The organism is Geminocystis sp. NIES-3709 (genome assembly GCF_001548115.1).
In the GTDB taxonomy this organism is placed as follows: Bacteria; Cyanobacteriota; Cyanobacteriia; order Cyanobacteriales; family Cyanobacteriaceae; genus Geminocystis.
This window is the reverse complement of record NZ_AP014821.1, coordinates 3,683,718-3,698,908: the sequence shown is the minus strand read 5'-3', so window position 1 is coordinate 3,698,908 and position 15,191 is coordinate 3,683,718. Positions and strand designations below refer to the sequence as shown.

Sequence of the window (15,191 nt, the reverse complement as noted above, 5' to 3'; positions counted from 1 at the left end):
TATTAGGTTAAAAATATTGAGAAAAAACTTTATATTTTTATGTTTTTGTCAGAATTTTACAATAATTATTTAACCTTTATAATAGTTTATTTTCCTAAATTTTTTTAATTTTTAATCCATCCAAATAGGCTTGAGGATTTTCAGGATCAAATTTTGTACCATCAAAGAAAGTTTCAACTCCACGAGATGTACTTGTAGGAATTTCAGCTTCTGGCACACTTAAGGCTTTAGCGGCTTCTTTCCATAAATCTTCACGGTTAACTTGATCAACAAGGGCTTTTGTATCCGTATCGGCAGGAATATAACCCCAACGAATATCTTCTGTTAAAAACCATAAATCGTGACTCTTGAAGGGATAGGAAGCGTTATCTTTCCAAAATTTCATCGCTTGAGGGAAGTTTTCTTCTACTCTACCATTGCCAAAGTCGATCGTGCCTTTAGAACGTCCGATAATATCATCAACAGGCACTTTAAACCATTTATCTTGAGATACGATCGTACACATTTCTTCAATATTTTCAGGCTTATCACACCATTGTTGAGCTTCTAATACTGCCATTAATAAGGCTTTGGCAGCTTTAGGATTAGTGTCAACCCAATCTTTTCTTAAGCTAAGAGCTTTTTCTGGATGATCTTTCCATAATTCACCTGTAACTAATGCACTAAAACCAATGTCTTGATTTACTAATTGAGCATTCCAAGGTTCACCTACACAGAAAGCCTCCATGTTACCTACTTTCATATTTGCTACCATTTGCGGAGGAGGTACAGGAATAACAGATACATCTTTATTGGGATCAATGCCACCAGCGGCTAACCAATAACGCATCCATAAATCATGAGTACCACCGGGAAATGTTACGGCACACTTTACCTCTTTACCATCGGCTTTGGCTTTAGCAAAAGTATCTTTGAGAGGAGAACTATCCAGTCCTACTTTTAAATCTTTATAGGTGTTACTCACAGATATAGCTTGGCCATTGACGTTTAATCTAGCTAAGAGATACATTGGCAAGGGTTGTTTACTTTTGGTAATAGTACCTAATGTCATCAAGTAAGGCATGGGAGAAAGAATATGTGCTCCATCAATACCTCCACCAGCCGAACCCAATTCAATATTATCTCTAGTAACAGGCCATGATGCTTGTTTTAATATTTCTACTCCCGTCATGCCATATTTATCAAAAAATCCCTTTTCTTTGGCAATAATTAAAGGTGCGGAATCAGTTAAAGCAATAAAACCTAACTTAGCAGTGGTAACTTCAGGACCATCCCCAGAAACAGGAGTTGTTGTAGTATCAGGGGTATTGTTTTCTGTAGTGGTTTGATTATTTCCTCCGCTAGTACAACCATGAAGAATGGCGCTACCAACTGCGGTGACTCCGGCGGTGAAGATAAATTTACGTCTTGATACTTGGGACATAGATTGATAACTTTTTTAACTGATTTGAGTATTTGTTAAGTTTGATGTACATATTTAAAAGGTTTACTCTAGTTAGGTTTGTATGTTTCGTAACAAAATTTTTAAAATTTGTAAAAAATACATTTACAGTATTGATCTTGTGCATTGTCATTTATAGCAGAAGTTCAACAATGAATAATGTACAATTGACAATTATCTGATTTATCCATCTTGTTGCTATACATAAAAAAAAGGTGAGCATTGCCCACCCTAGGTTCTCTTTTTCATCATTTTTATTACTCTAAACCACTGCCAGCACCTGCTCTAATAATGGAAACCTGAGCCTCTAAAGTTGTTGCTTTGGTTAACGCATCGGCTGCGGCGGCATCAAAATCCCATCCTCGAATAGTACTAGGATCGTTTGGACTTCCGGGATCGATCGATAATTGACTAATAGTTACTAAATTGGGATTTAGTGGATCAATCGGTTCAAAACTGGGGGTAAGGAGAAAACAAGCCGTTCCATTAGTACATCCTGTACTAGCATCAGTATCTTGAATATTTGCAGGATCTGCACCGAGAAAATAAAGAGAAGTTGGAAGACTTAATTCTGCGGAAACAGACTGAGTAGAGCCGTTAGGAAGAACGATCGTGGCACTACCGGAAGCTCTAGCTATAGGTCGATTTTCGGGGGATAAACCACGACTACCGGCACCGGCACGGATTACGGAAACAATATTTGCTAATTGATCTTGAGTCAATTGATCTTGTTCTATATATTCGTATAGTTTTCCTGCCACAGCTGCATTAAAATCAAAAGAACTAGGAGAGAAAAGCCCCGTTAAATTGGCTGGATCTCCGGGGGAGACGAAACCGGGGTTAATCGTCAACTGATTAATAAAAGCTGAGTTGGAATCAAGAGAATCCCTCCATCGAATATCAGGTAAAACGGCTAAACAACTACTACCCGGACAATAATCATTATCGACATTAGCCACACCACCACCAGGAATATCAAATAAAGTACCATCAAAATATAATCCTGCGGGGAGGGTTATTTCTCCACTTACCGATAGGGTTGTACCATCAGGAGTGCCTACCATAACCATACCCATTGCCCTTGCTTGAAGTTGAGTGGAAAATGGGCCATTTATCCCACTACCTGCTCGAATAACTGAAACAATATCAGAAAGATCTGCTAGGGGAATTGCGGTTAATTTGAAAGCAGCGGCGGCATTAAAATCATAACCTGAACCAGCAATATTGGGTACACCCGGATCAATAATCAATTCTTTAATACGAGGCACTCCAGTAGGATTAGCCAGGACATCTTGTGCTTCATCAAAAACAGTACCTATGACTAAACAACCTGAACCAATTCCACAGGTAGGATCTATGTCATTTCCCCCACCATCTTGGGGAGAACTAGCTCCTTCATAATAAAGTCCTGTCGGTAAGGAAATTTCTCCGCTAACGGATTGGGTTGAGCCATCGGGATAAAGTAAAGTAGTTTGACCTGTGGCGATCGCTTGATTTGCTGTACCATTACTAAGGAAATTAGTATTAGCTCTCAAAATTGAGACAATATCCGATAAATCAAAAGCATTTAAAAGAATTTCTGCCGCTTGAGCATTTAAAGTAGTTGGGGGAATAGAAAAATCAATCCCACCCGGATTAATAATTAAAAAAGGAATTATCGGATCCAGAGGACTTGCACTACCAGATACCACTGGAGTAATATTTAATGGGCCATTAAATGCACCAGTAGGTAAAGTTATTTCGCCACTAACGGACTGAGTATAACCGGTTACGGGATTAAATTCCACGATCGCACCTGTGGCGGTGGCTTGAGCCATTACACTTTTACCTGTAGCGGAAATCATGGTAATAGTACTAAGAAGCGATAAAATTATTGTTTTATATTTATTCATATTAATAGCCTGTCTAGAAATTATAATTTTCCCCTAGGGGTTATTAAAAATATAATGAAATAAAGGTTTTGAGACTTTCGATCAAGATAATGATTTTAAATAATTCGATCGAGTTAATGATTTATAAAGTTTGATCGAGTTAATGATTTATAAAGTTTGATCGAGTTAATGATTTATAAAGTTTGATCGGTGATAATAAATTACGACTTAAATTTTAACCAATAATTTTTTGAATTAAATTTTGTAAGTTACGACAATCTTATATCTGTAATTGTCCTAATTTCTTAATCACTAAATTTTTATCAATGGTTGTGATAACGGGCTTTATTATCGAGGGTTTGAGTAAACCTGCCTCACGAAATTTTATGATAGATAATTCACCATCAGTTAAAGGAGTATTTATTTGACTGGTAATGGCAATAATAATTATATCGGGTTTGTGTTGATTATAAGTATTAGAACTAATAACAGCAGTAGGTCTTTTTTTATGGGAAGTTTGATCAGTAAAAGGGAAAGGCAGAAGGAGTATCTCACCAAAACTATAAGTTGTCATAATCAGCATCATCTGGATTGTCCCAAATTTGATAAAATGCCTGTTCGGACATTTTTGTATAAACTGCCGTTATTTCTCGATCTTGTTTTTGGCTTTGAATAATATCTTTTTCCAATTCACGATTTAATCTAATTTTTTCTCCTTCAGGTAATTGCTTAACTAACTCTAATATCTGTTCTAAATTTAAAGATAATTGATACATACCGATAACCATTAACTATTAATCTATCTCAGATTATAAATCGATCGAGTTCAAAGATCAGAATTTACTCAATAATATCGTTATTCCGTCATTGCGAGGCACGATGCAATCTCCCAAACCTTTCTTTTTGGTACAAATGCGTAAGTATTAAAGATTAATCAATTTCGATCGAGCTAACGATTCATAAAATTCTATCGAGATAAGAGTTTATAAAGTTCGATCGAGTCCTGAGTTCGATCAAATTGCTATAACTGAGATCTTGCATTAGAACATAAATACTTAATAGACAAAAATAAGAAAATCAATATAGACAAAAATAAGAAAATCAATTTTTATACTGTTAACATCAATTCTTATTACTTTTGCTTCCCCTCATCAGTCCATTTTAAACGAGGTGCAAGATCTGAGTATAAATTTCATTGTGAGATAATAGTTCATAAAAAAACAAAATCCCCCTCTACCTCCTTTTATTAACAGGAGTATGATAAGAGGAGGGAAAACCCTTATTCAACAAAAAGGGAGATTTATTTAGAAAGGTTTAAAACTAAGATTATTCTAAACCGTCAACACCAGCACCAGCACGGATAATGGATACTTGTGCTTGAAGATCTGCCGCCGTAGTAGCAGCAACAAGAGCAGCAGCAGCAGCAGCAGTAAATGTAGTCGGTGTTGCTGATAAGATACTCGCATCTGGAAGACCAGGATCAACAACTAAAGTCGTAATCTCTTGTTCGTTGATAGCTAAACCAGTATCAGCAGTACCGTCACCGGGTACTCCCAAAGTAGGGGTTACTGTTACTTCTCCATTACCAGCAGTACCAAGAAAGGTAAGACCACTAGGAATAGAAATTTCTGCACCTACTGATTGACTAGCACCGTTCATTAAAACGATGGTGGAACTACCGGAAGCATAACTTTGAGCAAATGCGGAAGGAGCGACAACAGAACCTAAACCAATTACACCGAGGGTTAGTAAGGTCTTACGAAAATTGTTCATAATTCTAAGTTATTTTGACTTTTTATGAGATTAGTCACTTTTAGGTTTATAGAAATATTTGTAAATTGTGCTAGATTTCCTTATAACTATATTTTAAGGAAAATCAATTTTGACAACTAATAATTATTTCTATAAATCTTAAGTGCTATACTCATTATATTCGCAATTTGATATTTTGAACTTTTTTTTTGAAAAATTTTTTAATAATTGATTTTTACAAAAGATATATCAAAATAAATTGATACATGAAAAACTTATATAAATAATCCACATAATTTCTTTTTAAGAAGTAAAATCTAACACTTAAATATTTAATACAAATTTTTAATCTTTCATTTATCTATACACAATTATTGATATATTAGTGAGAGGTTTAACCTCAAAAAGTGTTTAAGCTCTTTTATCTATAAATTTTAACAACAACATTACTTCTTCTTTATTTTATGACAAGTTTCGCAAATAAATATAGAAAATGCCATATATGGAGTTAATAAAGATAATACTTATAATATGCTTAGATCTTTTTGTGTAAGTTCAGCTTATGTAGTTAATGAGAAGGAAGTTAAATTCGATCGAATAAATCATAAATTATGAAAGTTATAGGAAAAAAACTCAGTGAAATTACTTATAATTAAGTTATTATTTTAAGATAATCGAAAGATAATATCATTACTATGGAAAGTTAATGTAATAACTTTTTTTGATATTTCTACTTATTTTTTGTATTAAAATTTGTACGAATACACTCACATATATGGCACTTTTAAAAATTGATTCATGAAGTTAAAAAACATAATTATTAATAATAAATTAATCAATAAAATACTCTTGATAATATTGATACTGAGTGGTGTATTTTGTGGTACTAATAAAAATACTTCAGCAATGATATCTCCTGATAAGGAGTCCAACAGAGACACTAAGTCTATTGTTTTATCCCAAAAATTAACCGAAACCGAAACCGAAACCGAAACCGAAACCGAAACGAAAATCCCCTCTCCTCCTATTACAACACAAAATATTGAAGATAAATCGATGCCAAAGGCACGCTACGCGCACGAAACTTTACCTGTTGAATTTCCTGTTATTGCTCAGTTAGATGAAGAAGAAAATATTGCCCAACTATTTTTACCTAATCCTACTCCTCAAGTAGCGATCGAAACAGTACCGTCTAATCCTTTACTTTGTGATGAGAATTGTTTTGTGGAAGGGGTGAATTTAACTCCTTTTTTGATGGCACAACGAGAAAATTGGGATCTGGCGCAACTATTTCTACCTAATCCTACTCCTCAAGTGGCGATCGAGACAGTACCGTCTAATCCTTTACTTTGTGATGAGAATTGTTTTGTGGAAGGGGTGAATTTAACTCCTTTTTTGATGGCACAACGAGAAAATTGGGATCTGGCGCAACTATTTCTCCCTAATCCTACACCTCAAGTGGCGATCGAGACAGTACCGTCTAATCCTTTACTTTGTGATGAGAATTGTTTTGTGGAAGGGGTGAATTTAACTCCTTTTTTGATGGCACAACGAGAAAATTGGGATCTGGCGCAACTATTTCTCCCTAATCCTACACCCCAAGTGGCGATCGAGACAGTACCGTCTAATCCTTTACTTTGTGATGAGAATTGTTTTGTGGAAGGGGTGAATTTAACTCCTTTTTTGATGGCACAACGAGAAAATTGGGATCTGGCGCAACTATTTCTCCCTAATCCTACACCCCAAGTGGCGATCGAAACAGTACCGTCTAATCCTTTACTTTGTGATGAGAATTGTTTTGTGGAAGGGGTGAATATTAATCCTTTTATTGCTCAACTAGATAATAATTTTATTCTCGATGATACCATTGCAGAAGTTGCTCCTATCGATCGTATTCTTGATCCTCAACCTCCAGTAAAAGAACCAATAGAAGAAGAAAAACCAGATCCTACGATCGAAAAAATACCAGACACCACCGAACCTCCAAAGATAACCTATCAAATCGTAGAGGAATTGATAACTAATGCCATGAGTAATACTGCTGTTCGTTATCCTTGGATTGTAAATGGTTCAGATAACTTAACTTTTTCCCCTCTAATTTTTAAACCGAGAACAGAAGAATTATATATAAACCTAGATTTAAGACAATCAGACAATAACCCCGTATTGAATAAAGTTGGTATAGGTGCTTTTTCCCATCGTCATCAACTATATTGGGTACTGGAAGATAATGTTATCGTAGGAGAAATAGGAGGAGGGTTAGCGGGGATTGTTTATCAAGGAAAACAAACGAATCAAACCTTAGCCCAAACTTTAACCCAAAGACAAAGTTTTAGTGGTTATCAAGCTGTGTGGGTAATTCCTAATGATTTACAACGGTTGTTTAAAATAGATGATTTATCAAATTATCGAGTTATTAGTACTGCTGGACAATTGAGAAATCCTGAAGGAGTGTCCGCCGGAGATGTAGAATTAAATACCGATAGTTTAACTCAAGGCAATAATGAGGTAGTAATTTTGCCTTCTCCTACAGCTATTAATGATAATCAAATAGGTGTTGCTTCAACTTTTAATCCCAGAGGAGGAGGGGCTTTATTTGCTAATTTGGATATTGAAAATGCACCTTTAATCTTACAAGGTTTCCCCACTTCCGATTTACGAGCTTTAGCAGACATAGATATAAAAGAAGGAGCAACAATATCACCACAAATTTTGGAAAGTCTGGGGATTTCTTGGAATAATACTGTTACAGGAGAACGTGCTACTATTTTTAATCCAGATATTACTTCCGCTCCCGGTATTAAAATTGCTCAAGAAGGAAAGTTTGATAATAAAGATTTATTGACGATTTTAGTTAATCCTTTTTTAGATGAAAAACAAAAAAATTATCACTATTGGAACTCTTTGTTATGGTTAGGATTAGGTATTCAACCGCCGGAAATTAATACTTTTAACATCGATGAAAATCAATATGACTGGTATCGTATTTATGTTAGTGCGTTAAATAATCGCTTTGTTCTTCAATATTCTAAAGAGGATGTAGAGGCGACTTTTTATAATTTATTCGCCAATCCAGGATTTTCTTTAACAGTACCCTTAGAAGGTGGAGGTCGATTAGATGAAGTACAGAGTATTAACTCTACCATTGGGATGTTAATGGGAGGTTTTTTTGATGTGTTTAATATGGAAAAATTAAACGATAGTATTAAGGAGGCGAAAAAACAACGAAATAACAATGAATTATTTAAACCCTTAAATACTAAGGCGACTTCTGAAGAAAGAAGAAATATTAATTTACGACTAAATACAACTTTAGCCTATGCTAATTTAGCTAGTAGTTTAAACCAAGTTTCTGGTTATGTAACTTTTCCTAGTAAGATTACTCCTACAAATTCCAGCATTTTTCAAATCAAAACTGGTAATATTCAACGGGCAGTACAATTTATTCAAAGTGATGTCGGAGAGTGGCGAGAAGGAGAAACCACTGTTCAATCAGCAAGGTTATCTAATCGCAGTTTAGGCCCTTTGACTTTTTTAGGTAACACTTTACCAATACAACCCATTGCCTTTGAAAATAATGGACAACCAATCAATGAATCTTCTGCTAGTCAAGTTGTTTTAATTAGTCCCGAAGGTAAGAAATTTGTGCAAGAATTTAATTCTAGGGATTTAACGGCTATTCCCACTCCCATCGCAACTTTTGATTTAGCTTTCGATCGACTGGTATTACAAAAAACTGATGTAAGGACGATCGAAAATAAGTATTACAACGGTTATCTTTTCCTCCCTAGCGTGGAATTAGTGTATGCTGGAACATCCGATGATTGGAATTATACCGTTAACTCTGGAGTTTGGTTTAATATCGATAATCAGGCGGCTGGAGAAGTGAAGCGTAATGATTTTGGTATTTATGAACCAAGTGTAGGCGTATATGTCAATGCTGTAGTTAGCACTACTTCAACCAATGTGGAGTTTGATGATAATAAACAATTATCTGCTATTAATACCCATGTACCTTTTTTGCGGTTCAGTTGGAATAGTGCCAATAATAGCAATAATCCTTGGCAAGTTACCCTCGCTTATACTTATTCCCGTCAAACTAAAGGCTATGGTTTATCTTTAACCAGTTCTTTGGGTATTATTCCTCAATATAGTAATGGTAGTGTTATTGGTTTATTTAATGGTCGATTTAGTTTAATTGATGGCCCTATTTTTAAAGGTAATGTTGAATTAGGAACACAGATTTATTATGGTGTGGAAGTGTTACAAAAAATGGGTCTCAATATTTCGATCGGTCCTTATCTACGCAACTATATTGATTTGAATTTAGGATTTAATAGCCGAGAATTAGAAACTAGCTATGGTGGTATTATTGAGTATAAACTACCCGATACACCTATCTCCATGAGAGTTGAGTTAGGTTCGAGTGAAAGTGGTAATTTTATTGGAAGTGTAAAAGGGGATATTCGTTTTTAGTGGTATAATTTACCAATTGATAATTATACATTATAACGTGATTTTCTTTGCAGATTTTTCCCTGCCTTAATTCTCTCGAATAGTAATTTTAATCTGATTAATTCGAGGGCCATCCATATCAGTTACGGTAAATTGATAGGAATCAAAATTAAACACCTCATAAGGTTTTGGTATTTTTTGCCAGTGATAAACTAAAAATCCTCCTAAAGTTTGATAATCATCAATTAAGGGTAAATTAAAGTCTAATAAATCATTTAATTCCTCTAAATTTATTTGTGCTGGAATTAAAAAATTTTGCTCATCGATCACTGTAATATGAGAATTATCATCGTCCAATTGGTTTTCGTCTCCCCCTAAAATTTCGTTAATTAAATCCTGCATCGTTACTAATCCTGAAGTGCCCCCATATTCATCGACAATAATGACCATTTTTAGGCGAGATTGTTGCATTATCGTCAATAATTCACTCAAATAAGTCGATTCGGGTAAAAAACGAACTGGTTTAATTAATTCTTTGATCGAAATATCAAGATTAAGAGGATTTTCTCCCAAAATATTTAAACAATCCTTAAAATCAACAATTCCTCGAATATCATCTAAAGAATCTCCCATGACAGGGTAACGAGAATGCTTTGTTTCTGATATTTCTAGCCATAAATCTTGATAAGTAGCAGACAAATCTAAGGCTTTAATATTAACTCTAGGAGTCATGACTTCCAAAGCCTCTACGTCTCCAAATTCAAAAACATTGCTCAATAATTCTCTTTCTTCTGCCTCTAATCCCGATGAATCTCTCTCAGTTCTAATAATTAATTGTAATTCTTCTGGAGTAACTTGTTTATACCAACCTTGTCCTTTATATTCTACTCCCACTAACTTTAATAAAAAACGAGTGGACTGATTAAGAATATCAATAAAAGGCTTAAATATTTTACCAATAACACTGATTGGGGGGGCTAAAAAACGAGCTAATTGTTCCGGATATAATAATGCTAAAGATTTTGGACAAAGTTCCCCTAAAACTATTTGTAAATATACCAAAGATAAAAAAGCGATCGGAATAGAAATAGAATGACTCAGAGGATAAATAAATTGTTGAGGAAAGGGTAATAAATAGATTAGATATTGTATAGACATCGCCAGAGCATCTTCGCCAATCCAACCCAATGCTAAACTGGAGAGAGTAATACCTAATTGGGTACTAGATAGAAGACGATCTAAACTTTTTTGTAAAGATTGTACTGTTTGAGCAGGTATGTCACCATCAATAACTAAATGATCAATACGAGATTTTCTGACGGAAACAATAGCAAATTCTGCGGTAACAAAAAAAGCATTGATAGCGATTAAAAGAAAAATTGCTGAGACTCTAAATAATATTTTTTGCCAAGTCATTATATTAAATGACGAATTGCGAATGACAATGAACGAAGGATGAATAATTGAGGATAAAAAAACTTAACAACGAATTTTGTAAAAATGAAAAAATTTAATCAATACTCTTTTTTTATTGTTTTTGTTGTTCTTTGACTTTACTTTCTTCTCTAGCTTTATGAATTTGATCATAGACTTTGACAAGAATTTTTTGTTCAGAAATTAATTGAAAATTTGTGCCTTGTCCTTCATTATCTGACTTATTGTTAATTTTCTGAGTGGGATTTTCTTCTGGAGATGTAACTCCTGTTAAAGATTCTGCTCCTAAATAAAAAGACAAAAACCCTGTAGCCAAACCGATCGACAAACTACTCAACACTACTAAAATACTAGCAATTGCTGTAGGAGATAAAAGGACAGAAGTATTTGTTTTCATAAATACAAAAATTAATTTGGCAAAAGGACAAAGATATATTCTATAATAGTGAAGGTTAAAAATACCAGGGTTGGCCGAGCGGTTGAGGCAGCGAACTCATAATTCGCCCAAGACAGGTTCAACTCCTGTACCCTGGATAGACACACAAAAAGAACTATCTTCTATAATCTAAGCCTTCTTTTAAAGAGGTATCAAAAGGATTCGGTAAATCATAGGTGCGAATAGTCGGATCTTTTTCCTTTAACTGTCTGAAATAGTCTACGACGATCGCATTTACTAATAAGGCATCACTAGCAACATTATTTTCGGGAAAAGATCCCATGGGAAAACTGCGGAAACCTAAGATAAGATTCAATTGACCCGCTATGCTCGAATCTTCAAAAAAAGTACCACTATGGGTAAAAAAGGCTTGATTGACTAATACATTCATAGAAAGAGGGGGAACTGGATCTATCACTTCCGTTTCTGTTGCTTTAGAATCACTAACAGGTTTTGCTGAAGTTGGATTTGCAATTACACAAGTTAAAGTTGTTAAAGTTGCGATCGCTACAAAACGAGATAATTTTGATAACATAATTGATATTTGGTAAGATCATGTTACTGTCAATTGTAACTGATTTATTGAAAAAGATTTATGGAAAATAATAGCACTGTTCTTAAACAAGAATTATTAAATTTGTTGGTCAAATATGCTTATCAGGAAGGAGATTTTACTCTTTCTTCTGGACAAAAAAGTAATTTTTATCTTAACTGCAAACAGGTGACATTGAGAGCAGAAGGTGCTTTATTAGTCGGTAAATTAATTTTTTCTCTTTTAACAAAAAATACTACTGCTGTAGCTGGTTTAACTTTAGGGGCAGATCCCATTGTCACCGCAGTAAGTTTAGTCTCCGCATTGGAAAATAAACCTATTCCTGCTTTAATAGTGCGTAAAGAAGCAAAAGGTCATGGTACTCAGGCTTATATAGAAGGCCCCAGTTTACCATCGGGTTCTAATGTTGTTGTTTTGGAAGATGTTGTTACTACAGGTAAATCTGCTATGTTAGCAGTAGAAAGATTAAGAGGTGCCGGTTATCACGTTGATAAAATTATATCAATGATCGATCGTCAGGCAGGAGGTGCAGAATTTTATCAGTCTCAAGGTTTAGAATTTGAAAGTCTTTTTACTCTCGCAGATATTAGAAATAATTAGTTAGAAATTAAATACAAATAATTATCTGAAAAGTTTATTCCCGATTAACTATTACTTATCACTTTTCCCAAAATTATAATGGATTGGACAACACCATTAAAGGCACAACAACAGGATTTTTGCTCCCGTCTTAATTTGGGACAGTTATTGGTTTGTCAGGAAAAATATCTCCATAGTGAAGTCGTGTTTATTAATGAAGAAACGATCGAAAAAATTAAAGTTGAATCTATTTTAGAATCAGAAGAAATTGCGAATAAATATAATTTAACTTATCCACTAAAAGAAATATTAGAAATAGTTTTTTATCGTAAATTAGGTATAGAGGCTTTTTTATCAAAATTTGGTCATTTAACTTGGTTAGATAATCATAAATATTATGAAGATTGTGAAGCTAGTTTAGTCAATAGCTATTTTATACTGAAACAAGCCACAAATATTAAGATTTTAGTCAAAACTAATCAAGGTGATATTAATAATATTCAGTGGTCTATTTCTCAGGAAGAAATCAGCAATAATCGTATTATCATTTTTGTCATTTGCCCGAAAAAATTTAAAGTTAGTCTCAAAGAATACTCTGTTGTTTTTTTGGGTTTTATTCCCGTTGAATTGTTATCTACTAAAAAAGAAAAAACAAATATAAATTTATCCCATTTACTATATATTAGTGGTTTAAATTTTTATATTAATGATGTTTTACCTTTAAATTATTTTTTACAAAAATCGGCTAAATTTTATATTAAAAAAGGAAATTATAAAGAATCTATTTCTTTATACAATAAATCGATCTCCCATAATCCCAATAATTCAAAAAATTACTTTTTAAGAGGAATTTGTAAATATAAATTACGGGATATACAAGGAGCATTAATTGATTTTTCTCAAGCAATTACTTTGAACGATCGAGATGATTTAGCCTATCATTGGCGAGGTTATCTCCATCAACAACTACACAATTATTCAGAGGCATTAACTAACTATAATCAGGAAATATTAATTAATCCATTAAATTATTTTGCTTATTTTAATCGAGCTATTACTTATACTAAATTAAAACAATTAATAAAAGCGATTGAAGATTATACAATGGCTATTCAAATTAATAATAGTATTTTTCAAGGATTTTTTAATCGAGCGAATATATATTATCTATTGGGAGATAAAGAAAGCTCGATCGATGATTATATTCACGTCATTAAACTACAACCAAATTTAGTAGAGGCTTATTATAATTTAGGAATAATTTATCAAGAAATAGGAGAGTTTCAACAATCCTTAAAAAGTTATAGATTAGCTATTAAAGCTGATTCTATGTATCTAAAATCTTATTATAATTTAGCTATTTTACAAGCTAATTTAGGTTTGTATCAACAGTCTATTAATACTTATCAAATAATCTTAAAAATCAATCCTAATTTTACCCAAGCAATACATAATCAAAATTCTTTATCTTTATTATTACAAAAAGAAGGTAATATCCTTCTTAATAAAAATGTTTTATATAATGCAAGAAAAAATCCCGAAATAATTGATGTAGAAAAACAATCTCACCAAAAAAATAATTCCGATCGATATTCTTTTGATTTATCTGATAGCAAACAAACTAATCCTTATTAATTACAAAACAACATAATATAGCATTTATCAGAATGATGAGGTACAGTAACAGCAATGGGTGAACCAATTGTGCATATCTAACTGTGTTACTTGCTCCATGGCTTTTCCAATCGCCTCTACTAGATCATGATAATTTCTCGGTTTTAGTTTTCTGATCTGATTTTTGACTTTCGACCAAAAATTTTCAATGGGTGAAAAATCTGGGGAATAGGGTGATAAATACACCAATGATGCCCCCACTTTCTCTATTTCCTTTCTAATTGTTTCTCCTAAATGAATTTTTGCATTATCCATAACTACACAAGCTCCCACCCATAATTTGGGCACTAAATCTCTGATCACAAAAGCCTCAAAAGTTAATCCATCTACAGAACCATAAATATTTCTTGATGCTACTACTTCCTTTAAGGATATTGCCGTCACTATAGAAACATTACCCCCTCTTTTCTGGGGTTTTTCTCCTCTGACTCTGTACCCTTTTTTTGCCCTACCATAAAGGCGAAGCATTGCTAAATTACTTCCCGATTCGTCCACAAAAATTAAGTCCTCTTCATTAATTTCTCTCACTTTATCCCAATATTCAGATCTTTTTTGTTGAACTCTCTCACTATGTTTTTCTGTGGCATACAGTGTTTTTTTTTGACAGTATCGTCAAATTTACGACTGATTCTGTCAATAGTCGATGTACTGAGTTTAAGTCCAGTTTTTTTCTCAAATAACTCGGCTAATTCCCAGAGAGTAGCATCATTATTTTCGTTGATAATTTCTAACAGGACAACCGTTTGTTCAGGATTTATTTTGGGGGGTCTTCCCCCTGAATGACGAGGTTTGAGATCCCCAGTTTCTTGATACTGCTTGATTATCTTTTGTACAAAACTTTTTGCCACACCAAAATTCTTAGCTAATTGACGAATGGAGCATTGTTGCTTTTCACGAGCATGAATAATCTTTTGTCTTAAATCCAAAGAGTAGGGACGCATTAGATTAATGTTAATATCGTCTACATTTTTTCATCTCAAAATTGTACCTCATCAT

Annotated in this window: 12 protein-coding genes and 1 tRNA gene; 4 read left to right on the top strand and 9 right to left on the bottom strand. The window is 33.6% G+C overall.

What is annotated here, in order from left to right; all coding sequences use genetic code 11:
• Window positions 1-94: 94 nt before the first annotated feature.
• The 5 genes from GM3709_RS15775 to GM3709_RS15755 form a co-directional block, all read right to left on the bottom strand.
• Complete coding sequence (locus tag GM3709_RS15775; RefSeq protein WP_066121067.1) at window positions 95-1,423, bottom strand: CmpA/NrtA family ABC transporter substrate-binding protein; 1,329 nt, start codon at window positions 1,421-1,423, stop codon at window positions 95-97.
• Between the two features lie 275 nt (window positions 1,424-1,698).
• Window positions 1,699-3,333, bottom strand: coding sequence for a hypothetical protein (locus GM3709_RS15770; protein ID WP_144439451.1), 1,635 nt, complete (start codon window positions 3,331-3,333; stop codon window positions 1,699-1,701).
• Between the two features lie 259 nt (window positions 3,334-3,592).
• Window positions 3,593-3,886 (bottom strand): type II toxin-antitoxin system PemK/MazF family toxin, encoded by a 294-nt coding sequence (locus GM3709_RS15765; RefSeq protein WP_066121063.1) that lies wholly within the window; start codon window positions 3,884-3,886, stop codon window positions 3,593-3,595.
• Complete coding sequence (locus GM3709_RS15760; protein WP_144439450.1) at window positions 3,873-4,088, bottom strand: toxin-antitoxin system, antitoxin component, Xre family protein; 216 nt, start codon at window positions 4,086-4,088, stop codon at window positions 3,873-3,875. Before GM3709_RS15760 ends, GM3709_RS15765 begins: the two co-directional genes overlap by 14 nt.
• A gap of 550 nt (window positions 4,089-4,638) precedes the next feature.
• Window positions 4,639-5,085 (bottom strand): hypothetical protein, encoded by a 447-nt coding sequence (locus GM3709_RS15755; protein WP_066121058.1) that lies wholly within the window; start codon window positions 5,083-5,085, stop codon window positions 4,639-4,641.
• An 885-nt stretch (window positions 5,086-5,970) separates the two neighbouring features.
• Here GM3709_RS15755 and GM3709_RS15750 point away from each other — a divergent pair.
• A complete protein-coding gene (locus tag GM3709_RS15750; protein ID WP_066121056.1) occupies window positions 5,971-9,540 on the top strand; it encodes a hypothetical protein in 3,570 nt (1,189 codons plus the stop codon).
• 66 nt (window positions 9,541-9,606) lie between these two features.
• Here the strand turns inward: GM3709_RS15750 and GM3709_RS15745 are convergent, their stop codons facing one another.
• Window positions 9,607-10,935, bottom strand: coding sequence for a hemolysin family protein (locus GM3709_RS15745; RefSeq protein ID WP_066121054.1), 1,329 nt, complete (start codon window positions 10,933-10,935; stop codon window positions 9,607-9,609).
• A gap of 112 nt (window positions 10,936-11,047) precedes the next feature.
• Window positions 11,048-11,350 (bottom strand): hypothetical protein, encoded by a 303-nt coding sequence (locus tag GM3709_RS15740; protein ID WP_066121052.1) that lies wholly within the window; start codon window positions 11,348-11,350, stop codon window positions 11,048-11,050.
• Between the two features lie 64 nt (window positions 11,351-11,414).
• On the opposite strand from GM3709_RS15740, the gene GM3709_RS15735 reads away from it, so the two are divergent.
• Window positions 11,415-11,487 (top strand) — tRNA-Ile (locus GM3709_RS15735).
• Window positions 11,488-11,504: 17 nt separating this feature from the next.
• Here GM3709_RS15735 and GM3709_RS15730 read toward each other — a convergent pair.
• Window positions 11,505-11,924 (bottom strand): hypothetical protein, encoded by a 420-nt coding sequence (locus tag GM3709_RS15730; protein ID WP_066121050.1) that lies wholly within the window; start codon window positions 11,922-11,924, stop codon window positions 11,505-11,507.
• Between the two features lie 60 nt (window positions 11,925-11,984).
• Between GM3709_RS15730 and pyrE the strand changes: the two genes are divergently transcribed.
• Together pyrE and GM3709_RS15720 are read left to right on the top strand one after the other, a co-directional pair.
• Entirely contained in the window at window positions 11,985-12,542 is a 558-nt protein-coding gene (gene pyrE, locus GM3709_RS15725) for an orotate phosphoribosyltransferase (protein ID WP_066121048.1), read from the top strand.
• A gap of 78 nt (window positions 12,543-12,620) precedes the next feature.
• Window positions 12,621-14,156, top strand: a complete 1,536-nt coding sequence (locus GM3709_RS15720) for a tetratricopeptide repeat protein (protein WP_066121046.1) — start codon at window positions 12,621-12,623, stop codon at window positions 14,154-14,156.
• Window positions 14,157-14,183: 27 nt separating this feature from the next.
• On the opposite strand, the gene GM3709_RS19885 is transcribed toward GM3709_RS15720, so the two are convergent.
• Window positions 14,184-15,136, bottom strand: a protein-coding gene (locus GM3709_RS19885) for an IS630 family transposase (RefSeq protein WP_144439385.1) whose coding sequence is annotated in 2 segments (ribosomal slippage) — window positions 14,184-14,800 and window positions 14,800-15,136 — 954 coding nt in all. Because the reading frame shifts where the segments join, the coding sequence is not laid out codon by codon here.
• Window positions 15,137-15,191 lie beyond the last annotated feature (55 nt).